Here is a 19,273-nt window from a genome sequence, read left to right as displayed (position 1 = left end):
CCCATGAACCCCGGGGCGGCCTACGGCGAGCAGGGCAGCCTGCTCGAGGTGCCCGTGGTGGCGCGCACGGTGCGCAGCCCCGGTGTGACGGACCCCGTGGCGCGGGTGCTGGTGGACGGGCCGCTGCCGCACCTCGACCGCCCCTTCGACTACCTGGTCCGCGCGGAGCATGCCGACAACGCGGTGGTGGGCTCGCGGGTGCACGTGCGTTTCGCGGGCCAGGACCGCCAGGGCTTCGTGTGCGAGCGCCGATCGACCACCGAGCACCCCGGTGAACTCGCTCCCTTACGACGGGCCGCCTCGCCGTTGCCGGTGCTGAGCCCGGAGGTGCTGCAGCTGTGCCGAGCGGTGGCAGAACGCTATGCCGGCACGTTGTCGGACGTCTTGCGCCTGGCCGTGCCCCCGCGCCATGCCACCACTGAGAAGTCGGTCCTGGAGAAGGATCTGGGGGAGCCGCCCGCGCTTCCCGAGGCCACGGATGCGCCGGAGGGCTCCGCGTGGGCGCCGTACCGCGCGGGCCCGGCCTTCCTGGAGCATCTGGCGATCGGCGAGTCCCCCCGCGCGGCGTGGTCGGCGCTGCCGGGGCCGTGGCAGCCCGCCGTAGCGCAGGCCGTGCGGGCCGTGCGGGCCTCGGGCCGTGGAGCACTCGTGGTACTCCCCACCACGCGTGACGTCGATGCGGTGCTGGCCGCGATCGCCGAAGAGCTGCCGCAGGAGCCCGTGGCACGCCTCGTGGCCGATGACGGCCAGGCGCGGCGCTACCGGGCGTTCCTGCGGGTGTTGCTCGGTCAGGCCCAGGTGGTCGTCGGCACCCGCGCGGCGGCCTTCGCCCCGGTGCAGGATCTAGGTTTGGTGGCGGTGATCGACGATGGTGACGACGCTCTGGCAGAGCCTCGCGCGCCCTACCCGCATGCGCGGCAGGTGTTGCTGCTGCGCGCCGAACAGAGCGGCGCCGCCGTGTTGATCGGCGGATGGTCCCGCACGGTCGAGGCACACCTCCTGGTCGAGCGCGGATGGGCGCAGCCCTTGGAGGCCGCACGCGAGCTGGTCCGAGAACGGGCCCCGCGCATCGAGGCGCCCACGGAACTGGATCTCGCACGCGAGGGCCCGGCCGCGGCTGCGCGTATCCCACACCCGGCGTGGGAGCTGGCCAAACGAGCCTTGCAGGGCGCCCCCGTCCGCGGCGGACCGCCCGTCACGCCGGGGCCGGTGCTGGTGCAGGTGCCGCGAAGCGGGTATGTGCCCGCGGTGGCCTGCGCCGGGTGCCGGGAGCCGGCGCGCTGCGCGCAATGCCACGGGCCGGTGGGGCTGGGCCGGGCGGGGAGTACGCCGGCGTGCCAGTGGTGTGCGCACCTGGCGGCCAACTGGAGCTGCCCAGAATGTGGTGCCAGCCGCTTGCGTTCGGTGCGGATCGGCTCAGATCGCACAGCTGAGGAACTCGGCCGGGCCTTCCCCCAGGTGCCGGTGATCGTCTCCGGCGCGAAGGCCTCCCACGGCATCGTGGAGACCGTGGACGACAAGCCGCGCATCGTGGTGGCCACCCCGGGCGCGGAACCGGTGGCTGAGGGCGGATTCGCTGCGGCGCTGCTGCTCGATGCTTCCGTGATGACCACCCGACCCGAGCTGTGGGCCTCGAGCGTGGCGATGCAGCGCTGGATGGCGGCCGCGGCACTGGTGCGGTCGGCCAGCGCGGGGGGACGGGTGATGCTGCTGGGCCGTCCGGCCCCTGGCCCCGCGCAGGCGCTGGTGCGGTGGGATCCGGCGGGCTTCGCCGCACGCGAGCTTGCCGAGCGGACCGAACTGCGGTTCCCGCCTGCGGCACGGCTGGCCGCGGTCGACGGCACGCGCGAGTCCGTGCACTCGATCCTGGGGCTGATCGGTGAGGTTCCTGGGCTGGATGTGCTCGGGCCGGTGGAGCGTTCCGAGGCTGTGCCTGAGCAGGCAGAACCGGCGCGGTGGCGAGCACTGGTACGCACGCCGTTGCGCCACGGTGGCGAGCTCACCGCGGCGCTGCGCCGGGCCGCGGCCGTGCGTTCGGCGCGCAAGGAACCCGGGAGCCTACGGATCCAGGTCGACCCCGCTGATCTGTGGTGACCGGGGCGGGCCTGCGGCAGTCATTCACACGGGGGAGGCCGGCAGAGCGCGGCACCTAGACTGCTGTGTTGTGCGTGTGATCTTTGCTGGGACCCCCGAGCCCGCTCTTCCCTCCCTGCGGGCGCTGCTCGATTCCCGCCACGATGTCGTCGGCGTGCTGACACGGCCGGACGCCCGGCGTGGTCGCGGGCGGTCCCTCCACCCGAGCCCGGTGGCGGCCGCTGCGCAGGAGGCCGGGATCGAGGTGCTCAAGCCCGAGGGCCTGCGCGGCGAGCGGGGCGAGGCCGTTGCGGCGCGGCTCCGCGAGCTGGCACCGGACGTCATCCCGGTGGTCGCCTACGGCAATCTGGTGCCGCCCGCGCTGCTCGAGCTGCCCGCCCACGGCTGGGCGAACCTGCACTTCTCCCTGCTTCCGGCGTGGCGCGGTGCCGCCCCGGTGCAGCACGCGATCATCGCTGGAGATCAGATCACCGGGGCCAGTGTGTTCCAGCTCGAGCAAGGGCTCGACACCGGGCCGGTGTACGGCACGCTGACCACAGACATTGCAGCCGACGAGACCGCGGGCGACCTGCTCGCGCGCCTGGCCGATGCGGGAGCCCAGCTGCTGGTGAGCGTGCTGAATACCATCGAGGACGGCACGGCGGTGGCCCAGCCGCAGCCGGCAGAAGGCGTGAGCCTGGCACCCAAGCTCGAGCGGGAGGACGGGCGGGTGCGGTGGACCGATCCGGCTCTGGCCGTTGATCGGCGCATCCGGGGCACGACGCCGGCGCCGGGTGCCTGGACCGCCGTGCCGGGAGCTGAGGGCGCCTCGCCGTCCAGGCTGAAGCTGGCGAGGGTGCAGCTGCGGCCGGAGGTGACCGACCTCGCTGCGGGAGTGCTGCGGGTGAGCCGGCACGAGGTGTTGGTGGGCACCGGAAGTCACGCCGTCGCCCTCGGGAAGGTGGCGCCGGCGGGGAAGTCGTGGATGACCGCGGCGGACTGGGCGCGCGGCGCCCGGCTTGCCGACAACGTTGAGCTGGGAGCACGTGATGACTGATCGACAGAGCCCTCGGAGCGGGCAGCGGGGCGGCGGACCGCGTGGCGGCAGTCCTCAACGGGAGGGTGGTGCCCCACGCGGCGGTGCGCAGCGCCGGGATGGCGGCCAGCGCAGAGGCGGCCAGGGGGCGCAGCACAAGCGCCCGGACCCGGCGCGCATGGCGGCCTTCGAGCTGCAGCGACGTGTCAATGCTGGCGATGCCTATGCCAATCTGGCCTTGCCGGAGATTCTGCGTGACCGGAGGGTGAGCGGTCGCGATGCCGCTTTCGCCACGGAGCTCGCTTACGGGGCCCTGCGGTTGCGGGCCCGCTACGACGCGATCCTCTCGCGCTGTCTGACCGGGCGGGAGCTGGGCGGCTTGGACGCCGAGGTCCTCGACGTCATGCGCCTGGGCGCACACCAGCTCCTGGGCATGCGGGTGCCGGTCCATGCAGCGGTCTCCGAGACCGTGGGGCTCGCGCGGGCTGTCTCGGGGCCGGGACCGACCGGGATCGTGAACGCCGTCCTGCGCGCGGTCGCGGAGAAGCCGTTGGAGGAGTGGCTCGAGGTGCTGGCCGGTGAGCGATCCGGAGACGAGCCCGAGTCCACAGACGAGCAGATCACACGCCTCGCGGTCACCGAGTCGCACCCGGAGTGGATCGTGCGGGCGCTGCGCCAGGGTCTGGCTGCCGAAGGACTGACCGGGGAGGATCTGTCAGCCGAGCTCGCCGCGGTGCTCGCGGCGAACAACGCACCGCCGCGGCCGACCCTGGTGGCCCGGCCCGGCCTGGTGCACGTGGAGGATCTGGCCGCCGAGACGGCCAAGGAGTCGGGCACTGCCCCGGTGCCGGGGCGGTGGTCGCCGTTCGCGCTGACCGCCGGGGGAGACCCGGCGCGCCTGGCCTCGGTGCGCTCCGGCGCTGCGGGCGTGCAGGACGAGGGCTCGCAGGTGGTGGCGTTGGCGCTGCTGAGCGCGGAGCTTGACGGTCCGGACTCGCGCTGGCTGGACCTGTGCGCCGGGCCGGGAGGCAAGGCGGCACTGCTGGGGGCCACGGCGCTCCAGGAGGGTGCTTCGCTGCTGGCCAATGAGGTGGCTCCGCACCGCAGCGAGCTGGTCCGCGGCGCACTGCGCCCGGTGCTGGACCGGCCGGGAGAACCCGCGGTGGTGGTGCGGACTGGAGACGGCCGTGAGCTCGGTGAAGAGCTGCCGGGTGAGTTCGACCGCGTGCTGGTCGATGCGCCGTGCACCGGCCTGGGGGCCTTGCGGCGCCGGCCCGAGGCGCGGTGGCGGCGCCAGCCTTCGGACTTGTCCACCCTCGGGCCGCTGCAGCGCGAGCTACTCACCTCGGCCCTCGACGCTGTCCGGCCGGGGGGAGTGGTCGCCTACGTGACGTGCTCACCGCACATCGCGGAGACCCGCTTGGTCGTGGAGGACGTGCTGCGTCGCCGGGAGGACGTCGAGCTGATCGATGCTGCTGTCGCACTTCGTGATGCTGCGGTCGAGGATCCGAGGGTCGTGGGGCCGTATGTGCAGCTGTGGCCGCACCGGCACGGGACGGATGCCATGTTCCTGGCGCTTTTGCGTCGGACCGAGGAGCCTGCGGCCTCCTCGGCGGCACGCGGATAGGCTCAGCACGTGGGCATCCTCATCTCGCCGAGCATCCTGAACTCCGACTTCGCCGACCTGCGGGGAGAGCTGGCCAAGATCGCCGGCGCCGACTACGTGCATGTCGATGTGATGGACAACCACTTCGTGCCGAACCTGACGCTCGGACTGCCGGTGGTCGAAGCGATCCGGGGCGCATCTCCGCTGCCGCTCGATGCGCATCTGATGATCGAGCAGCCCGACCGCTGGGCGCCCGCCTACGCCGAGGCCGGGTGTGCGTCGGTGACCTTCCACGCAGAGGCGGCGGCTGCCCCGGTGCGGTTGGCGCGTGAACTCCGCGCCGCGGGTGCGAAGGCGGGGATCGCCCTTCGCCCGGCGACCGCGATCGAGCCGTACCTGGACCTTTTGGCGGAGTTCGACATGGTCCTGCTGATGACCGTGGAACCGGGCTTCGGCGGGCAGGCTTTCCTGGACGCGATGCTCCCCAAGATCAGCCGGACCCGGCAGGCCGTGGAGTCCGCCGGCCTGGAAGTGCGAGTGCAGGTCGACGGCGGGATCTCGCGAGAGACGATCGGGCGGGCGGCCGAGGCCGGAGCGGATGTTTTCGTCGCGGGGTCAGCGGTGTACAAGGCGGACGACGCCGATGCAGAGATCCAGGCGCTGCGCGGCCTCGCGGAGCAAGCCTGCGGTTCGTGAGCGCCGGTAGCGTGGGCTCAGCCATGGGGAGTGCGCACTTCGACACCGTGGTGATCAATGGCAGTGTCGGTACTGGAAAGACGACCACGGCCGAAGGGCTCGGCACGGAGTTGGAGCAGCTGGGTATCCCGGGCGCAGTCATCGACGCAGACTGGTTGCGCTGGTCCTGGCCGGCACCCGAGGGAGATCCGTTCCGCTTGGATCTGGCTCTGCAGAACATGCGCGCGGTGGCGTCGAACTTCCGGAGTGCCGGCGCGCAGGTGCTCGTGGTCGCTGGCGTCATCGAGAGCCTCGAGGAACTGCGGCGGACTGAAGCAGCCCTGGACGCTTCACGCCTGCTTCACGTTCGACTAGCTGCTGCGGACGGCGTGGTGTCGTCCCGGCTCGCCAGGAGACATGAGGGTGATGCGGTCGCCCTGGAGTGGCACGCCAGCCGTCACCCCGAACTCGCGCAGATCCTCGATCAAGCCGGCTTCGAGGAGGAGCTGCTGATCGATACCAGCGGCCGGCCCGTCTCCGGTGTCGTGGACGAGATCCTGGCCGCGGTGACCTCTCGCTAGACGAGCAAGTGCTGGCCCCAGGGCGCTAGCCCACCCGGGCGGCGAGCGTGCCCGCCGGGGTCGAGACTTCGACCAGCGCGCCGCGGGAGAGCTGGGCGCCGCGGCGGATCTCGATCTCTCCGTCGACCGTGACCTCACCACCGGTGATGAGTTCGCGCGCCTGGGCGCCGTCCTCGGCGAGGTCGGCGAGCTTGAGGAACTGACCGAGGCGGATGGTGCCTGCGGTGGGGATGGTGGGGATGGTGGGGATGTCGTCGGGCGCCCCGGCAGGTTCGTGGTCGTTCATGCTGGTGATCCTGACACGGATAGGGGCAGAAGCTCGACGTCCGGGGCGGGGTCGGTGAGCAGTCTGGCGTGGGTCTGCACGTCGAATCGCTCGGTGCGGGAGGCGGCCGCGCTGCTGCCGCTGTGGTCATCGGGTGTGACGACGTAACGGAGCTTGGCCCGCTCCACGCCCTCGGGGACGAAGCCGGCTCCGATCGCCACCGCGCGCGAGGCCGGATTGTTCCGGCGGTGACCGAGCTCTAGGCGATAGAGGCCGAGCCCGCGCGGCAGCGGAGCGAGCGCCCAGCCCGCCACGGTGGCGACCGCGCGGGTGGTCAGACCCTGACCACGTGCGCTACTGGTGATCCAGTAATGCATCCAGGCGGTCTCGTGGGTGCGTTCGATGGCGCTGAGTCCGACATTTCCGACCGCCCGGCCGTCGAGGTCGATCGCGAGATTCACGGCGCGGAGCCGGGAAGGGTCTGGCTCCTCTGGCTCTTCCGGCCTTGGCACGTCAACGTCGGTGGTCGTGATCCCTTCGCCAGTGGGAAGGAGACCAGCTCGGAGAATGTCCTTGGCGTCATCGAGATTCTGCGGCATGCGGGGCAGTTGACGCTCGAGGTCGGGACTTTCCTGGGCGGCGGCGAGCAGCGCGGCAGCATCGTCCGGCGTCCACGGGCGCAGCGAGGCGGAGGAAGCGGTCACCTCGTCATCGTTCCTGAGGGTGGGAGGTGAGGCGAGCGGAATCTCCAGGAGCTCAACGGCCTCGCCGCCCACCCCCGGGATGCTCATCAGCAGCGGGTAGGCATGCGGGTCGCTGTGGTGCTGGTCGAAGAAGATCGGGTTGGTGACCCGGCCGCCACCAGCGGCCTCGGCCTGGTCCTCCAGCACCGCAGCGAAGCAGGCAGCGACATCCTCCCGGGCGCTGGGCGCCGCCGGGTGCAGAGCTTCGATGTGCGCCCACTGCTTGTCGTCCTCGCGGTAGACATCTGCCAGCGCGGTGACCTCGCCATCGCGCTCCACCCATCGGCAGCGGCGCAGCTCGCTGGTGCTCAGGTCGGAGGTGATGTCGTGCAGGATCCCCGCTCGATCCGTCGGGCTCCACGAGGCATGTACCACCTCGTACAGGTCGGTGATCAGCTCGCGCAGCCGGCCCGGGCCGAGCTCCTCACCGCGTCGAACCACCGGGCCTCCGCCGTCCGCTCCATCCCCGCGATGGCGCCGGGCCCACTCACGGACCTCCGGTAGTGCGGCGTCCACCCGACCACCGGGGCAGTGCTGGTAGACCCACGCACCGAGCGAGGTCACGAACGCGTGCGTCGCGGAACCGGGCGCCGCCTTCGCGGAGAACGGCACCTGGTGCAAGGCACTCAGTTCCCGGTGAAGCAAGGTGCCGATCCCCTGACGTCGCCAGGCCTCCCGCACGGTGATGAAGAGCAGGTCGCGTGTGGGGTGCACCCGATTCGGGCAGGACAGTCCTGTGGCCACGATGTCGTCGCCGGCGAGCACGACTCTTGAGTGGCCGTTCTCCCGCCACCCGTCCACGAAACGATCGGACAGCTCCTCAGGCATCCGCGCCACGTGGTCCGACGTCGTGGCTTCGATACGCAGGTCACCCAGCAGGCAGGCTTGGCTCATCGGACCACTGTAGGCACCGCCGCACCTGAGCCCCGAGCCCCGACGTTCCTTCCACGGCCCGGCACGTAGACTCGACCGTCGTGATGAGTGACGAGGACAGCAAGGCCCAGGCGACCACCAGCCAGACGGGCGAGCCGCAGGGCCAGGCCGCCCGGCGCGGCCCATTCCGTGCCGGGGATCGCGTGCAGATCACCGACGTCAAGGGCCGCCTCTACACCACCGTCCTCGCCCACGACGGCCACTTCCAATCTCAGCGTGGCACCTTCCACCACCGGGAACTCATCGGCCGGCCCGATGGCACCGTGCTCACCACGGCCACCGGCCACCAGCTCCTCGCCCTGCGCCCCCTGCTCAGCGATTACGTCCTCTCCATGCCGCGCGGGGCCGCGGTGGTCTACCCCAAGGACGCGGCCCAGATCGTGCAGTACGGCGACATCTTCCCCGGCGCCCGCGTGGTCGAGGCCGGCGTGGGTTCCGGCGCGCTGAGCATGTCCCTGCTCTCCGCGATCGGGCCGCAGGGCCGGCTGCTCTCGGTGGAGCGACGTGAGGACTTCGCCGACATCGCGAAGGCGAACGTCGAGTCGTGGTTCGGCGGGGAGCACCCGGCCTGGGAGGTGCGCACCGGTGACCTCGCCGACGTGCTCGAGGCCGCACTGGAGCAGGATCTCGAGCCGGGCTCCATCGATCGCATCGTCCTGGACATGCTCGCCCCCTGGGAGAACCTCGAGGTCGCCTCGCGGGCACTGGCCCCTGGTGGCGTGCTGCTCGCCTACGTCGCCACGGCCACACAGCTCAGCCGCATGGCCGAGGAACTACGCGCCACCGAGGGCTTCACCGAGCCGCAAGCGTGGGAGACCATGGTGCGTACCTGGCACCTCGAAGGCCTCTCCGTGCGCCCGGACCACCGCATGATCGGGCATACCGGCTTCCTCATCACGGCCCGCCGCCTCGCTCCGGGCACCACCCCGCCGATGCGCAAGCGTCGCCCCCAAGGTTCGAAGCCGGAGGACGACGCTTCCCTGGCCGAGGCTGCGCCGGCGCTCGTTCACGAGGAGTGGACCGGCGAGGACATCGGCGAGCGCGCCGTGGCCGACAAGAAGGTTCGGCGGGTGAGACGCGACGTGCGCCGCCGGGCCGAGGTGGAAGAGACTGGGTGGCTCACCCCCCAGGAAGGCGATTCGTGAACGAGCATCCTCAGCAGACCGCTCCGAGCGATCCGGGCCAGCCAGCGAACGAGCATGCGCAGCGTGCCAAGGAGCTCGAGCAACGCGCCAAGGAGATGGAGCAGCGTGCCCTGTCCCTGGCGGCGAAGAACGACCGTCTCGCCGACGCGCTCGACCGCTCCCGCGATCGGCTCATCGCGCTCCAGGAACAGCTGGACGCCGCCACCAAGCCGCCCGGGTCCTTCGGCACCTTCCTCGCCGGCCATCTGCGCGAACGCGAGGCGGACATCCTCACCTCAGGTCGGAAGATGCGCCTTTCCGTGGCCACCTCCGTGCCCTTGGGTGCCCTGCGCCCCGGCCAGGAGGTACGCATCAATGAGCAGCTGGTGGTAGTGGGGGCCGGCAGCTACGAGACCATCGGCGAACTCGTCACGGTCTCAGAACTGATCGACGAGGGCGCCCAGGGCCGCGTGCTCGTGCACACCGGCCGCGACGACGACCGGGTCATCCGCCTTGCCGGGCCGCTCCGCGACGGCGGGGTGCGCGTCGGCGACAGCCTGCTCGCCGATCTGCGCACCGGTTTCGCCACCGAGCGCATCGTGCGCTCCGAGGTCGAAGACCTGCTCCTGGAAGAGACCCCCGATGTCGACTACAGCGACATCGGCGGCCTCGGCCCGCAGATCGAGCAGATTCGCGACTCCGTCGAGCTGCCCTTCCGCCATCCCGAGCTCTACCGGGAGCACGGTCTCAAGCCCCCCAAGGGCGTACTGCTCTACGGGCCTCCCGGCTGCGGCAAGACCCTCATCGCCAAGGCAGTGGCAGCCTCCCTCGCCGATCTCGGCGGCTCCACCTCCGGGCGCGTCACCTTCCTGAACATCAAGGGCCCGGAGCTGCTGAACAAGTACGTGGGGGAGACCGAGCGCCACATCCGGGTGATCTTCGCCCGCGCCCGCGAGAAGGCTGCCGACGGCGTGCCGGTGGTGGTGTTCTTCGACGAGATGGAGTCGCTCTTCCGCACCCGCGGCACCGGCGTCTCCTCCGACGTCGAGACCACCGTGGTGCCCCAGCTGCTCGCCGAGATCGACGGCGTGGAGAAGCTGGAGAACGTCATCGTCATCGGCGCCTCGAACCGTGAGGACATGATCGACCCCGCCATCTTGCGCCCGGGCCGGCTGGACGTGAAGATCAAGATCGAACGCCCCGACCTCGATGGTGCCCGCGAGATCTTCGCCAAGTACCTCACTCCCGACCTCCCGCTCCACCCCGAGGAGATCTCCGCCCACGGCGATGCCGAACGGACGGTGGCCGCCATGATCGACACCATCACCGACGCGCTCTACGGCACCGGGCCGGACAACGAGTTCCTTGAGGTCACCTATGCCTCGGGGGCCAAGGAGGTCCTCTATGTCAAGGATTTCGCCTCCGGCGCGATGATCGCGAACATCGTCGACCGCGCGAAGAAGCACGCGATCAAGGATCTCCTCGCCGGCGCGGACCGCGGTCTGCGTACCCGCCATCTGCTCGCCGCGCTGGCCGCTGAGACGGCGGAGAACGAGGACCTGCCCAATACCACCAACCCGGATGACTGGGCACGGGTCTCGGGCCGCAAGGGCGAACGCATCACCTATCTGCGCACCCTCCACTCCTCCGGCGGCCCGGCCGAAGCTCACACCAGCCACGGCCCGGGCCACTCCGTGCCGTTGGCCGACGGTGCGGAGAGCATCACGCCGGCCCCGGGGTACCTGTGAACACGCGCTCCGGCGATGCCAAGCCGGCCCTCCCCGACGATGCCGGCCGTCTGACAAGGCCAGCTGTGCCAGGCTGGGTGACATGATCCGGACGTCTCTAGATTCCCGGCTCGTCCAGACGGTGGCGGCGGTGGTCACGACCACCGCGTACTACGCGGTTCCCGACGTCTTCACAAGCCGCGCCAGCCGTGGCCTCGCGAAGTGCGGTTGCCTCGCCGTCGCCACCGGGGCCAGCGTTGCTGCGTTCCGCCAGTCGAAGCGCGAGGCACCCGCGGAGGCGCTGTCCGAGAAGTTGCGGCCTGAGGAGTTCGTGACTGTCGAAGCACTGCTCGAGAAGGCTGTGCCCAACGCTGGGAGCGACGCTGGCCCCAAGGCCCACGCCGGAGCAGGCCGCGCAGGAATGGCCGGCTTGGCAGCCGGTGGTCTCGCTGTGAGCGTTGGCGCCATCGCGGCCTCCGTGGCGATCGAGCGTCGCATCTTCCGCGCCGGCGAACGTCGAGCGGCTGCTGGCAGGAGGCTGCCGCACACTCGCGCGGCGTTGGTCTACGGCGCCCTGTCCGGCGCTCTCACCTGGGCGATGGAGAGCGACGACGCCGCACGCGCCGAGCAGTGAGCCCGGTCGAGAGCCGGACGTAGACTCGACTTCTGTGAGCAACGCGCACGAGGACGCTGGCCCGGCCGACGCTCGGCCCTCGGTCAGCGCGGTCACCCGGCCCATGGGCATCGAGACCGAGTACGGGATTCTCGCCCCGGGCAATCCGCGAGCGAACCCGGTGGTGCTCTGCGTGGAGCTCGTGGCCGCGTACACGGCGGCGACATCCGAGTCCGGCGCCCCGCACGTGCCGTGGGACTACGCCGGCGAGGACCCCTTGGCGGATGCTCGCGGCTTCCGCCTCGACCGCGCCGCCGCCCACCCGAGCCAGCTCACCGACGACGGCGGGCGCGCTACCAACGGCGCCGGAACCACCGAGCTGCGCCGGCCCAGCGCGCAGGAACGCCACCACCAGGGCCACAACGCGGTCCTGGGCAACGGCGCGCGCCTCTATGTCGACCACGCCCATCCCGAGTACTCCAGCCCGGAAGTGAGCACGCCGCGGGAGGCCGTGCGTTTCGACCGCGCCGGCGAGGAGGTGATGCGCCACGCTGCGGTGGCGCTGGCCACCCGGCCCACCGGCTCCGGCGAACGTGAGGTGGTGCTGTACAAGAACAACGTCGACGGCAAGGGCGCTTCCTATGGCACTCACGAGAACTACCTGGTCGAGCGCTCGGTCAGCTTCGGCGATCTGATCACCTATCTCACCCCTTTCTTCGTCACCCGCCCCATCATCTGCGGGGCCGGACGCGTGGGCTTGGGGCAGCAGAGCGAGACTCCGGGCTTCCAGATCTCCCAGCGGGCCGACTACGTGGAGAACGACGTCGGGCTGGAGACCACCTTCAACCGGCCCATCATCAACACTCGCGACGAGCCGCATGCCGATCCGGAGCGCTGGCGCCGGCTGCACGTCATCGGCGGGGACGCGAACCTCTTCGAGGTCTCCACGTACCTCAAACTCGGCACCACTGCCCTGATGCTCTGGCTCCTCGAATCCGGCGAAGTACCCCTCGAGCTCGACGCGCTCACCCTGGCGGACCCGGTGGCCGAGGCTGCCCTGGTCAGCCACGACGTCTCGCTGACCCACGCCCTCACCCTGAGCAACGGCCGGCAGATGACGGCTCTGGAGATCCAGCGGACCTACCTCCACGCCATCAGTGAGGCTATGGACCGCGCCGGAACCCCCGATCAGGCCACCGCCGAGGTCCTGGCCCGTTGGCGCTCGGTGCTGGGCAAGCTGGAGACCGATCCTGCCAGCGCCGCCGCCGAAGTGGAGTGGGTGGCCAAGCACCAGGTTCTGCAATCGATGCGCCGGCGCGAGGGCCTGCCCTGGGACCACCCCAAGCTCGCAGCCCTCGACCTGCAGTGGCACGACCTGCGCCCCGAGCGATCGATCACCGCCCGCTTGCAAGCGGCCGGCCGCATGGAGACCCTCATCAGCGCTGAGGACGTCGCCGTCGCCGTGGCCCATCCACCGGAGACGACGCGGGCGTACTTCCGCGGCGAGGTGGTGCGGCGCTACCCGGGCCAGATCGCCGGAGCAGGCTGGCAGTCAGTCGTCTTCGACATCCCCGGGCGCGAGCACCTGGTGCGTGTGCCGATGACGGACCCGCTGCGTGGCACCCGTGCGCACGTCGAAGGACTCCTGGACTGCTCGGTCTCGGCCGAGCAGTTGCTCGCCGGCCTGCAGAGCTAGCGGCGAGGGCCGGCTGAGCCCCATCCCACGAATGCGGCCTCTCCCGGTACCGGTCTCCGACGTAGAATCGAGTCCATGCAACAGCAGCGCCGAAGCACCCGTCGCGACGATGAACCAGAGCTCCCCGGCCCCGAGGTGCCGCCCACCCAGGGGCAGAACCAGGCGCAGGCCCAGCAGGTCGACGACCTCCTCGATGAGATCGACAGCGTGCTGGAGTCCGACGCTGAGAGCTTTGTGCAGGGCTTCGTGCAGAAGGGCGGCCAGTGACCGCTGACGGTCACGGCGCAGAGGGCACGGACGCGGCGGGCGGATCCACGCCGCGCCGCATCTACGGCATCGAGACCGAGTACGGCATCACCTGCGCGCTGCCCGCGGGTGCCCCCGGCGCCGCGATCTCCGCTGATGACGCCGCCCGCTACCTCTTCCGCAAGGTGGTCGCCTGGGGGCGGTCCTCGAACGTCTTCCTGCCCAACGGTGCCCGGCTCTACCTCGATGTCGGCTCCCATCCGGAGTACGCCAGTGCCGAGTGCGACGACCTCCGCCAGCTCGTGGCCAACGACCGTGCCGGCGAGCTGATCCTGGACCGGATGACCGAGGACGCCAACGTCCTGCTCGCTGCGGAGGAGGTGCCCGGCACCATCCATCTGTTCAAGAACAACCTCGACTCGGCCGGTAACTCCTACGGCTGCCACGAGAACTACCTGATCCGCCGGCGCCGCGACTTCCAGGCGGTGGGCGAGGCTCTCGTCGGCTACTTCGTGACCCGGCAGATCCTCACCGGCGCCGGGCATATCCGCCCGCGTCCCGGCGGAGGAGCCACCTATGCGTTCTCCCAGCGCGCGGACCAGATGTGGGACGCGATGAGCTCGGCCACGACCCGCTCCCGCCCGGTGATCAACACCCGCGACGAACCGCACGCGGACGCCGAGCACTACCGACGTATGCACGTCATCGCCGGCGACACCTCCGTGGCCGAGACCACGACCATGCTCAAGGTGGGGATGACCGATCTGCTGCTCGGCATGATCGAGGACCCCGCCGCCGGCTCCGGCAGCGTGCGCGACCTCGCCCTGGCCGAGCCCATGCGCGCGATCCGGGAGATCTCCCGCGACCTGACCGCCACCACCGCCGTCGAGCTCAGCGATGGACGCCGAGTGTCGGCCCTGGAGTACCAGAGCGAGATCCACGAGCGGGTGCGCGCCTGGATCGACGAGAGCGGATTCACTCTGAGTTCCTCCCAGGAACGCGTGGTGGATCTGTGGGAGCGCGGCCTGGAGGCCCTGCGCACGCAGGACTACGACGCCGTCAGCACCGAGCTGGACTGGGCGATCAAGTACCGCCTCATCGAGCGCTACCGCGCCAAGCACACTCTCGCGTGGGATGACCCGCGCGTGGCCCGCCTCTCCCTGGCCTATCACGACATCTCCGCCCGCCACGGCCTGGCCCGCCCGCTCGCCGCCCGTGGACTGATGGCCCGGGTCACGACCGACGACGAGGTGGAGGCAGCGACCAACGAGCCACCTGCCACCACTCGGGCCGCCCTGCGCGGGCGCTTCGTGGCCGCGGCGCAGGCGCGTCGCCGGGACATCACGGTGGACTGGGTCCACCTCAAGCTCAACGACTCCGCGCACCGCACCGTGGCCCTGAAGGATCCCTTCTCGCCGGTCGATGAGCGCGTGGAGGCACTGCTGGAGGCCGTGGAGGAACCGGCGTGACGGCCTCGGCCCGATGGGGGACAGCGCTGGCGGCCCTGGTGCTCGCCGCGACGATGAGCAGTTGCAGTCCGGAGGAGGAGCCCGAGCCGATCGACGAGATCGCGGTCTCCGGGGTCTTCGGCAGGGTCCCCATGGTGGCTTTTGAGGCTCCACTGCCGCTCGAGGAGGAGTCCATCGAGGTCCTCACCGAGGGGGAGGGGCGGGAGCTGAGCGCCGGCGACCAGGCATTGCTCAGCTACACCGGCTTCGACGGGCGCACCGGCCACATCATGTGGGACGAGTCGCCCACCCTCACCGAGATCCACGAGATCTCCGCCGAGGGCGTGGGGGAGGGCCTCCTCGACGCGCTCGACGGCGTCACCGAGGGCAGCCGGCTACTCGTGACGCAGCCCGTGGACGATGACGACGGCACCGGCATGCTCGTCGTCGTGATCGACGTCCGCTTCACCGAGGCACACGGCGAGGAACTGCCACCGCCGGATGACGACGAGATCTCGGGCCGCCTGCCCACCGTGAGCCTCGACGAGTCCGGCGTACCGCGCATCGATCTGCCCGACGATCAGCCACCTGGTGAGTTGTTCTCCGCTCAGCTCATTCGCGGCACCGGGCCTCAGCTGCGGCCCGGTCAGGGAGTCATCGCCCACTACGTGGGCCTGGAGTGGGAGACTGGCCAGGTCATCGACTCCACCTGGGCCGATGGCGTGCCTCGTGAGCAGGCCATCGACGACCTTCCTGAAGGCCTCCAGCTGGAACTCCTCGATCAGCCCGTCGGCTCGCGGGTGCTGATCGTGATACCGCCGGCGCAGTGGGACGGCAATGCGACGGCCGCCTTCGTGGTGGACATCCTGGCGGCCAGCGGCAGCAACGATGAGGTGGTGACCACACCGCCGGCGCCCGATGATGACGGCGACAATGAGAGCGATGACGCCACCGAGCAGGAGGACGAAGCATGAGCGTGGCCACCAGGGTGATTCCCTGCCTCGATGTCTCCGGGGGCCGGGTGGTCAAGGGTGTGAACTTCCAGGACCTGCGCGATGCCGGCGACCCGGTGGAACTCGCCCACCGCTACGACGCCGAGGGTGCCGACGAGCTCACCTTCCTCGATGTCTCCGCCTCCAGCGAGGAACGCGAGACGACCTACGAGGTGGTCTCGCGCACCGCCGAGGAGGTCTTCGTCCCGCTGACCGTGGGGGGTGGGGTGCGCGCCGTCGCGGACGTGGCGCGCCTGTTGCAGGCCGGTGCCGACAAGGTGGGCGTGAACACCGCCGCCATCGCCCGCCCGGAGTTGATCTCGGAGATCGCCGACCGTTTCGGTCGTCAGGTGCTCGTGCTCTCCGTGGACGCTCGCCGTGTCAGCGGTGAGACGCGCACCGATTCCGGCTACGAGGTGACCACGCACGGCGGGCGCCGCGGCACCGGGATCGACGCCGTGGAGTGGGCGGCCCGTGGGGCAGCCCTGGGCGCCGGCGAGATCCTGCTGAACTCCATGGACGCCGATGGCACCACGGCCGGCTTCGACCTGGTGATGCTGGATGAGGTCCGCCGCGCCGTCGACGTCCCGCTCATCGCCTCCGGCGGTGCCGGCGAGGCGGCTCACTTCACCGAGGCGGCACGCCATGGCGCTGATGCGGTGCTGGCTGCGTCCGTCTTCCACTTCGGCACCCTGACTATCGGCACGGTCAAGGACCACATGCGCGGGGCCGGCCTCGAGGTGCGCTGAGGCCCCTCGAGGTGCGCTGAGGCCCCTCGAGGTGCGCTGAGCGCCGGTTGCGCTGGCTGCTGGGCTCTTGTCCCTCGCTCCGGCCAAGCGTGGGAGAATCCGAGGTCGTGAGCTCTTCCCTGGCCCCCGAGATCGCTGTCCGCCTCAAGCGCGACGCACATGGCCTCATCTGCGCCGTCGTGCAAAGCCACGAGACCAAAGAGGTGCTCATGGTCGGCTGGATGGACGATGAGGCCCTGCACCGCACCCTGACCACCGGGCGGGCCACCTACTGGTCGCGCTCCCGCCAGGAGCTGTGGCGCAAGGGCGACACCTCCGGTCACGTCCAGCACGTGCGCTCGGTGGCCATCGACTGCGACGGTGACGCTCTGTTGGTCGAGGTTGACCAGGTCGGTCCGGCTTGTCACACCGGGACGTCGACCTGCTTCGAGGCCGGCGGTCAGCTGCAGGTCACGAGCGCACCGGAGGAGCAGGCATGAACGCCACACAGCACGCCGAGTCCACTGCGCAGATCGAGGCTCCCGAGCTCGCCTGGGGCCGTAGCTGGCCCAACCGGGTGGAGTTCCGCGAGCTCGCGGCCGAGCGCCGGGTGATCCCGGTGGTGCGACGCATCCTTGCGGACGACGTCACCCCGGTGGGCCTGTACCGCCGTCTCGGCGCGGACCGGCCCGGCACCTTCATCCTGGAGTCCGCCGAGCACGACGGTGCCTGGGCCCGCTGGTCCTTCATCGGCGTCGCCTCGCGCGCCACTCTCATCGGCCGTGACGGGCAAGCGCACTGGAGCGGTGACGTCCCCGCCGGCGTGCCCACCCAGGGGCGGATCCTCGAGGTCCTCAAGGAGACGCTCAGCATTCTGGGCACCCCCGCCATTCCCGGACTGCCCCCACTCACTGGAGGCCTGGTGGGCGCCCTGGGCTGGGACGTGCTGCGCGAGTGGGAACCCAACCTGCGCGCTCTCGCGCCGAGCGAGCACACCACCCCCGACGTCGCCCTGTGCCTGGCCAGCGACATGGTGGCCGTCGACCACCACGACGGCTCGGTCTGGCTGATCGCCAACGCCCTCAACATGGACGGCAGCGCCGAGCGCGTGGATGAGGCCCACGCCGATGCCCTGGCCCGCCTGGACGGCATGGAGGCCATGCTGGCGCGCCCGGCCACCAGTGCCGCCGCCGTGCTCGAGGACGACGCGCCCGGCACCGAGCCGGAACTGCGCTTCCGCACTGAGCGCGCCGATTTCGAGCAAGCGGTCCTCGCCGCCAAGCAGGCGATCTACGACGGTGAGGCCTTCCAGATCGTGCTCTCCCAGCGCCTGGACATCGACTGCCCCGCGGAGCCGCTGGACGTCTACCGCGTGCTGCGCACCATCAACCCCAGCCCGTACATGTACTACCTCCGCCTCGAGATGGGGGAGGCGGAGGTGCCCGGAGAGGACACCTTCGTGGTGGTCGGCTCCAGCCCGGAGACCCACATCCGGGTGGCCGATCGCCGGCTCACCATGTACCCGGCGGCCGGATCGCGGCCGCGCGGAGCCACACCGGGCGAGGACCGCGCCCTGGGCGAGGAGCTGCTCGCCGACCCCAAGGAGATCGCCGAGCACGTCATGCTCGTGGACCTCGTGCGCAACGACCTCACGAAGGTGTGCCGGCCGGAAACGATTGAGGTGGTCGACTTCCAGGCCATTCACCGCTACAGCCACATCATGCACATGGTCTCCACCGTGGAGGCCGAGCTGCGTGAAGAGTCCACCGCGCTGGACGCCCTCACCGCGACCTTCCCGGCCGGCACGCTCTCCGGTGCGCCCAAACCGCGCGCCATCGAGATCATCGACACCCTGGAACCGGCCCGGCGCGGCATCTACGGGGGAGTGGTCGGCTACTTCGACTTCGCTGGTGAGGCGGATCTGGCCATTGCGATCCGCACCGCCGTTATCACCGGTGGCCTGGCCAGCGTCCAGGCCGGAGCCGGTCTCGTCGCCGATTCCGACCCCGCCACGGAGTACACCGAATCGCGCAACAAGGCCGCCGCGGCGGTCCGCGCCATCCAGGTGGCTGCGCGGCTGCGCGGCATCGCGGAGCACTCGTGAGCGCTGAGCCGCGCACTCCGGCCCGATTCACCCGTGGGCGCGCTGCCCTGGCCACCCTGGCCCTGGCCGCGCTGATGCTGGTGGTGGCCTCCCTGCCCTGGGCCACCGGGGAGGCAGAGAGCGTGCTCGGCCTGCAGCCGGTGACCGTCTCCGGGAGTGAGGCGGCTCCCGCGACGCTCGGCCTGGCGCTGATCGTTGGCGCTGCGGGTCTGGTGATCGCCATCGGCCGGCGAGTGGGTGCGGTGCTCGGGGCCCTGGCTCTGGCGGCCGCCGGAGCCACGACGATCCCCACAGCCCTCGCGGTGACGAGGGACCCGGCCCCCGCCCTGCGCCGCGCGGCCGCCGAAGCGTCCGGCGTTCCCGAGGTGGCCGGCGCCTCGGCGACCACCCCGTGGCCCACGGTCACTGCAGTGCTCGGCGGACTCGCGATCGTGCTGGCCGGGGTCATCGGCTGGCAGATGCGGCGCTGGCCGGCGCGGGCAGACCGGCGCTTCGAACGGGCCACTGCCGCGAAGAAGGCCAGCGCGCAGGAGGGGGCGCCGGCCCAGGGAGTCTCTGCCGTCGACGCCGAGGCGCAGCACCGTACGCGCGCCATGGACGACTGGGATGCCCAGGCCCGCGGTGAGGATCCGACAGACGAGCAGCGCTGAGCATGCGGCGGGAACGACCGCCTACGGCAGGTA

At 71.0% G+C, this 19,273-nt stretch carries 18 protein-coding genes; 16 read left to right on the top strand and 2 right to left on the bottom strand.

Annotated features, from left to right (window positions below; translation table 11 throughout):
- Window positions 1-3: 3 nt before the first annotated feature.
- From EDD31_RS00130 to EDD31_RS00110, 5 genes are all read left to right on the top strand, one after another.
- Entirely contained in the window at window positions 4-2,094 is a 2,091-nt protein-coding gene (locus tag EDD31_RS00130; protein ID WP_123302378.1) for a primosomal protein N', read from the top strand.
- A gap of 70 nt (window positions 2,095-2,164) precedes the next feature.
- The gene (gene fmt / locus EDD31_RS00125) at window positions 2,165-3,130 is read left to right on the top strand and encodes a methionyl-tRNA formyltransferase (protein ID WP_123302377.1); all 966 of its coding nucleotides are present in this window, start codon (window positions 2,165-2,167) and stop codon (window positions 3,128-3,130) included.
- Complete coding sequence (locus tag EDD31_RS00120; protein WP_123302376.1) at window positions 3,123-4,736, top strand: RsmB/NOP family class I SAM-dependent RNA methyltransferase; 1,614 nt, start codon at window positions 3,123-3,125, stop codon at window positions 4,734-4,736. Before fmt ends, EDD31_RS00120 begins: the two co-directional genes overlap by 8 nt.
- Before the next feature lie 9 nt (window positions 4,737-4,745).
- A complete protein-coding gene (rpe, locus tag EDD31_RS00115; protein ID WP_123302375.1) occupies window positions 4,746-5,411 on the top strand; it encodes a ribulose-phosphate 3-epimerase in 666 nt (221 codons plus the stop codon).
- Window positions 5,408-5,971, top strand: coding sequence for an AAA family ATPase (locus EDD31_RS00110; RefSeq protein WP_148058818.1), 564 nt, complete (start codon window positions 5,408-5,410; stop codon window positions 5,969-5,971). Before rpe ends, EDD31_RS00110 begins: the two co-directional genes overlap by 4 nt.
- A gap of 25 nt (window positions 5,972-5,996) precedes the next feature.
- On the opposite strand, the gene EDD31_RS00105 is transcribed toward EDD31_RS00110, so the two are convergent.
- Together EDD31_RS00105 and EDD31_RS14905 are read right to left on the bottom strand one after the other, a co-directional pair.
- Complete coding sequence (locus tag EDD31_RS00105) at window positions 5,997-6,257, bottom strand: RNA-binding S4 domain-containing protein (protein WP_123302373.1); 261 nt, start codon at window positions 6,255-6,257, stop codon at window positions 5,997-5,999.
- Complete coding sequence (locus EDD31_RS14905; RefSeq protein WP_245990686.1) at window positions 6,254-7,873, bottom strand: GNAT family N-acetyltransferase; 1,620 nt, start codon at window positions 7,871-7,873, stop codon at window positions 6,254-6,256. The genes EDD31_RS00105 and EDD31_RS14905 overlap by 4 nt, the downstream gene beginning before the upstream one ends.
- Window positions 7,874-7,956: 83 nt before the next feature.
- On the opposite strand from EDD31_RS14905, the gene EDD31_RS00095 reads away from it, so the two are divergent.
- From EDD31_RS00095 to EDD31_RS00045, 11 genes are all read left to right on the top strand, one after another.
- A complete protein-coding gene (locus tag EDD31_RS00095) occupies window positions 7,957-9,057 on the top strand; it encodes a tRNA (adenine-N1)-methyltransferase (RefSeq protein ID WP_123302372.1) in 1,101 nt (366 codons plus the stop codon).
- Between the two features lie 95 nt (window positions 9,058-9,152).
- Window positions 9,153-10,784 (top strand): proteasome ATPase, encoded by a 1,632-nt coding sequence (gene arc / locus EDD31_RS00090; RefSeq protein WP_123304877.1) that lies wholly within the window; start codon window positions 9,153-9,155, stop codon window positions 10,782-10,784.
- Window positions 10,785-10,866: 82 nt separating this feature from the next.
- Window positions 10,867-11,397: a hypothetical protein gene (locus tag EDD31_RS00085; RefSeq protein ID WP_148058817.1), complete on the top strand. Its 531-nt coding sequence runs from the start codon at window positions 10,867-10,869 to the stop codon at window positions 11,395-11,397.
- A 34-nt stretch (window positions 11,398-11,431) separates the two neighbouring features.
- A complete protein-coding gene (gene dop, locus EDD31_RS00080) occupies window positions 11,432-13,072 on the top strand; it encodes a depupylase/deamidase Dop (RefSeq protein WP_342767999.1) in 1,641 nt (546 codons plus the stop codon).
- A 75-nt stretch (window positions 13,073-13,147) separates the two neighbouring features.
- Window positions 13,148-13,339 carry a ubiquitin-like protein Pup gene (locus EDD31_RS00075; RefSeq protein ID WP_123302370.1) on the top strand — a complete coding sequence of 64 codons (192 nt, stop codon included), beginning with the start codon at window positions 13,148-13,150 and terminating at the stop codon, window positions 13,337-13,339.
- On the top strand, window positions 13,336-14,787 hold the full coding sequence (pafA, locus tag EDD31_RS00070; RefSeq protein ID WP_123302369.1) for a Pup--protein ligase: 1,452 nt from the start codon (window positions 13,336-13,338) through the stop codon (window positions 14,785-14,787). Before EDD31_RS00075 ends, pafA begins: the two co-directional genes overlap by 4 nt.
- Window positions 14,784-15,740 carry an FKBP-type peptidyl-prolyl cis-trans isomerase gene (locus EDD31_RS00065; protein ID WP_123302368.1) on the top strand — a complete coding sequence of 319 codons (957 nt, stop codon included), beginning with the start codon at window positions 14,784-14,786 and terminating at the stop codon, window positions 15,738-15,740. The genes pafA and EDD31_RS00065 overlap by 4 nt, the downstream gene beginning before the upstream one ends.
- Window positions 15,737-16,507, top strand: a complete 771-nt coding sequence (gene hisF / locus EDD31_RS00060; RefSeq protein WP_123302367.1) for an imidazole glycerol phosphate synthase subunit HisF — start codon at window positions 15,737-15,739, stop codon at window positions 16,505-16,507. The genes EDD31_RS00065 and hisF overlap by 4 nt, the downstream gene beginning before the upstream one ends.
- 107 nt (window positions 16,508-16,614) lie before the next feature.
- The gene (gene hisI, locus EDD31_RS00055) at window positions 16,615-16,986 is read left to right on the top strand and encodes a phosphoribosyl-AMP cyclohydrolase (protein ID WP_342767998.1); all 372 of its coding nucleotides are present in this window, start codon (window positions 16,615-16,617) and stop codon (window positions 16,984-16,986) included.
- A complete protein-coding gene (locus EDD31_RS00050) occupies window positions 16,983-18,590 on the top strand; it encodes an anthranilate synthase component I (protein WP_123302365.1) in 1,608 nt (535 codons plus the stop codon). Before hisI ends, EDD31_RS00050 begins: the two co-directional genes overlap by 4 nt.
- Window positions 18,587-19,240 carry a Trp biosynthesis-associated membrane protein gene (locus EDD31_RS00045; RefSeq protein WP_123302364.1) on the top strand — a complete coding sequence of 218 codons (654 nt, stop codon included), beginning with the start codon at window positions 18,587-18,589 and terminating at the stop codon, window positions 19,238-19,240. The genes EDD31_RS00050 and EDD31_RS00045 overlap by 4 nt, the downstream gene beginning before the upstream one ends.
- The last annotated feature ends 33 nt before the right edge of the window (window positions 19,241-19,273 follow it).

The organism is Bogoriella caseilytica, assembly GCF_003752405.1.
Classification (GTDB): Bacteria; Actinomycetota; Actinomycetes; order Actinomycetales; family Actinomycetaceae; genus Allobogoriella; species Allobogoriella caseilytica.
The sequence above is the reverse complement of the archived record's forward strand: the minus strand, read 5'-3'. Positions and strand labels throughout refer to the sequence as shown.

What these genes read in the sequence shown, in the direction of transcription:
- EDD31_RS00130 (WP_123302378.1), top strand. Translation starts at nt 4, where the DNA reads ATGAACCCCGGGGCGGCCTACGGCGAGCAGGGCAGCCTGCTCGAGGTG.
- EDD31_RS00120 (WP_123302376.1), top strand. Translation starts at nt 3,123, where the DNA reads ATGACTGATCGACAGAGCCCTCGGAGCGGGCAGCGGGGCGGCGGACCG.
- EDD31_RS00105 (WP_123302373.1), bottom strand. Translation starts at nt 6,257, where the DNA reads ATGAACGACCACGAACCTGCCGGGGCGCCCGACGACATCCCCACCATC.
- EDD31_RS14905 (WP_245990686.1), bottom strand. Translation starts at nt 7,873, where the DNA reads ATGAGCCAAGCCTGCCTGCTGGGTGACCTGCGTATCGAAGCCACGACG.
- EDD31_RS00095 (WP_123302372.1), top strand. Translation starts at nt 7,957, where the DNA reads ATGAGTGACGAGGACAGCAAGGCCCAGGCGACCACCAGCCAGACGGGC.
- arc (WP_123304877.1), top strand. Translation starts at nt 9,153, where the DNA reads ATGGAGCAGCGTGCCCTGTCCCTGGCGGCGAAGAACGACCGTCTCGCC.
- EDD31_RS00085 (WP_148058817.1), top strand. Translation starts at nt 10,867, where the DNA reads ATGATCCGGACGTCTCTAGATTCCCGGCTCGTCCAGACGGTGGCGGCG.
- EDD31_RS00075 (WP_123302370.1), top strand. Translation starts at nt 13,148, where the DNA reads ATGCAACAGCAGCGCCGAAGCACCCGTCGCGACGATGAACCAGAGCTC.
- hisF (WP_123302367.1), top strand. Translation starts at nt 15,737, where the DNA reads ATGAGCGTGGCCACCAGGGTGATTCCCTGCCTCGATGTCTCCGGGGGC.
- EDD31_RS00050 (WP_123302365.1), top strand. Translation starts at nt 16,983, where the DNA reads ATGAACGCCACACAGCACGCCGAGTCCACTGCGCAGATCGAGGCTCCC.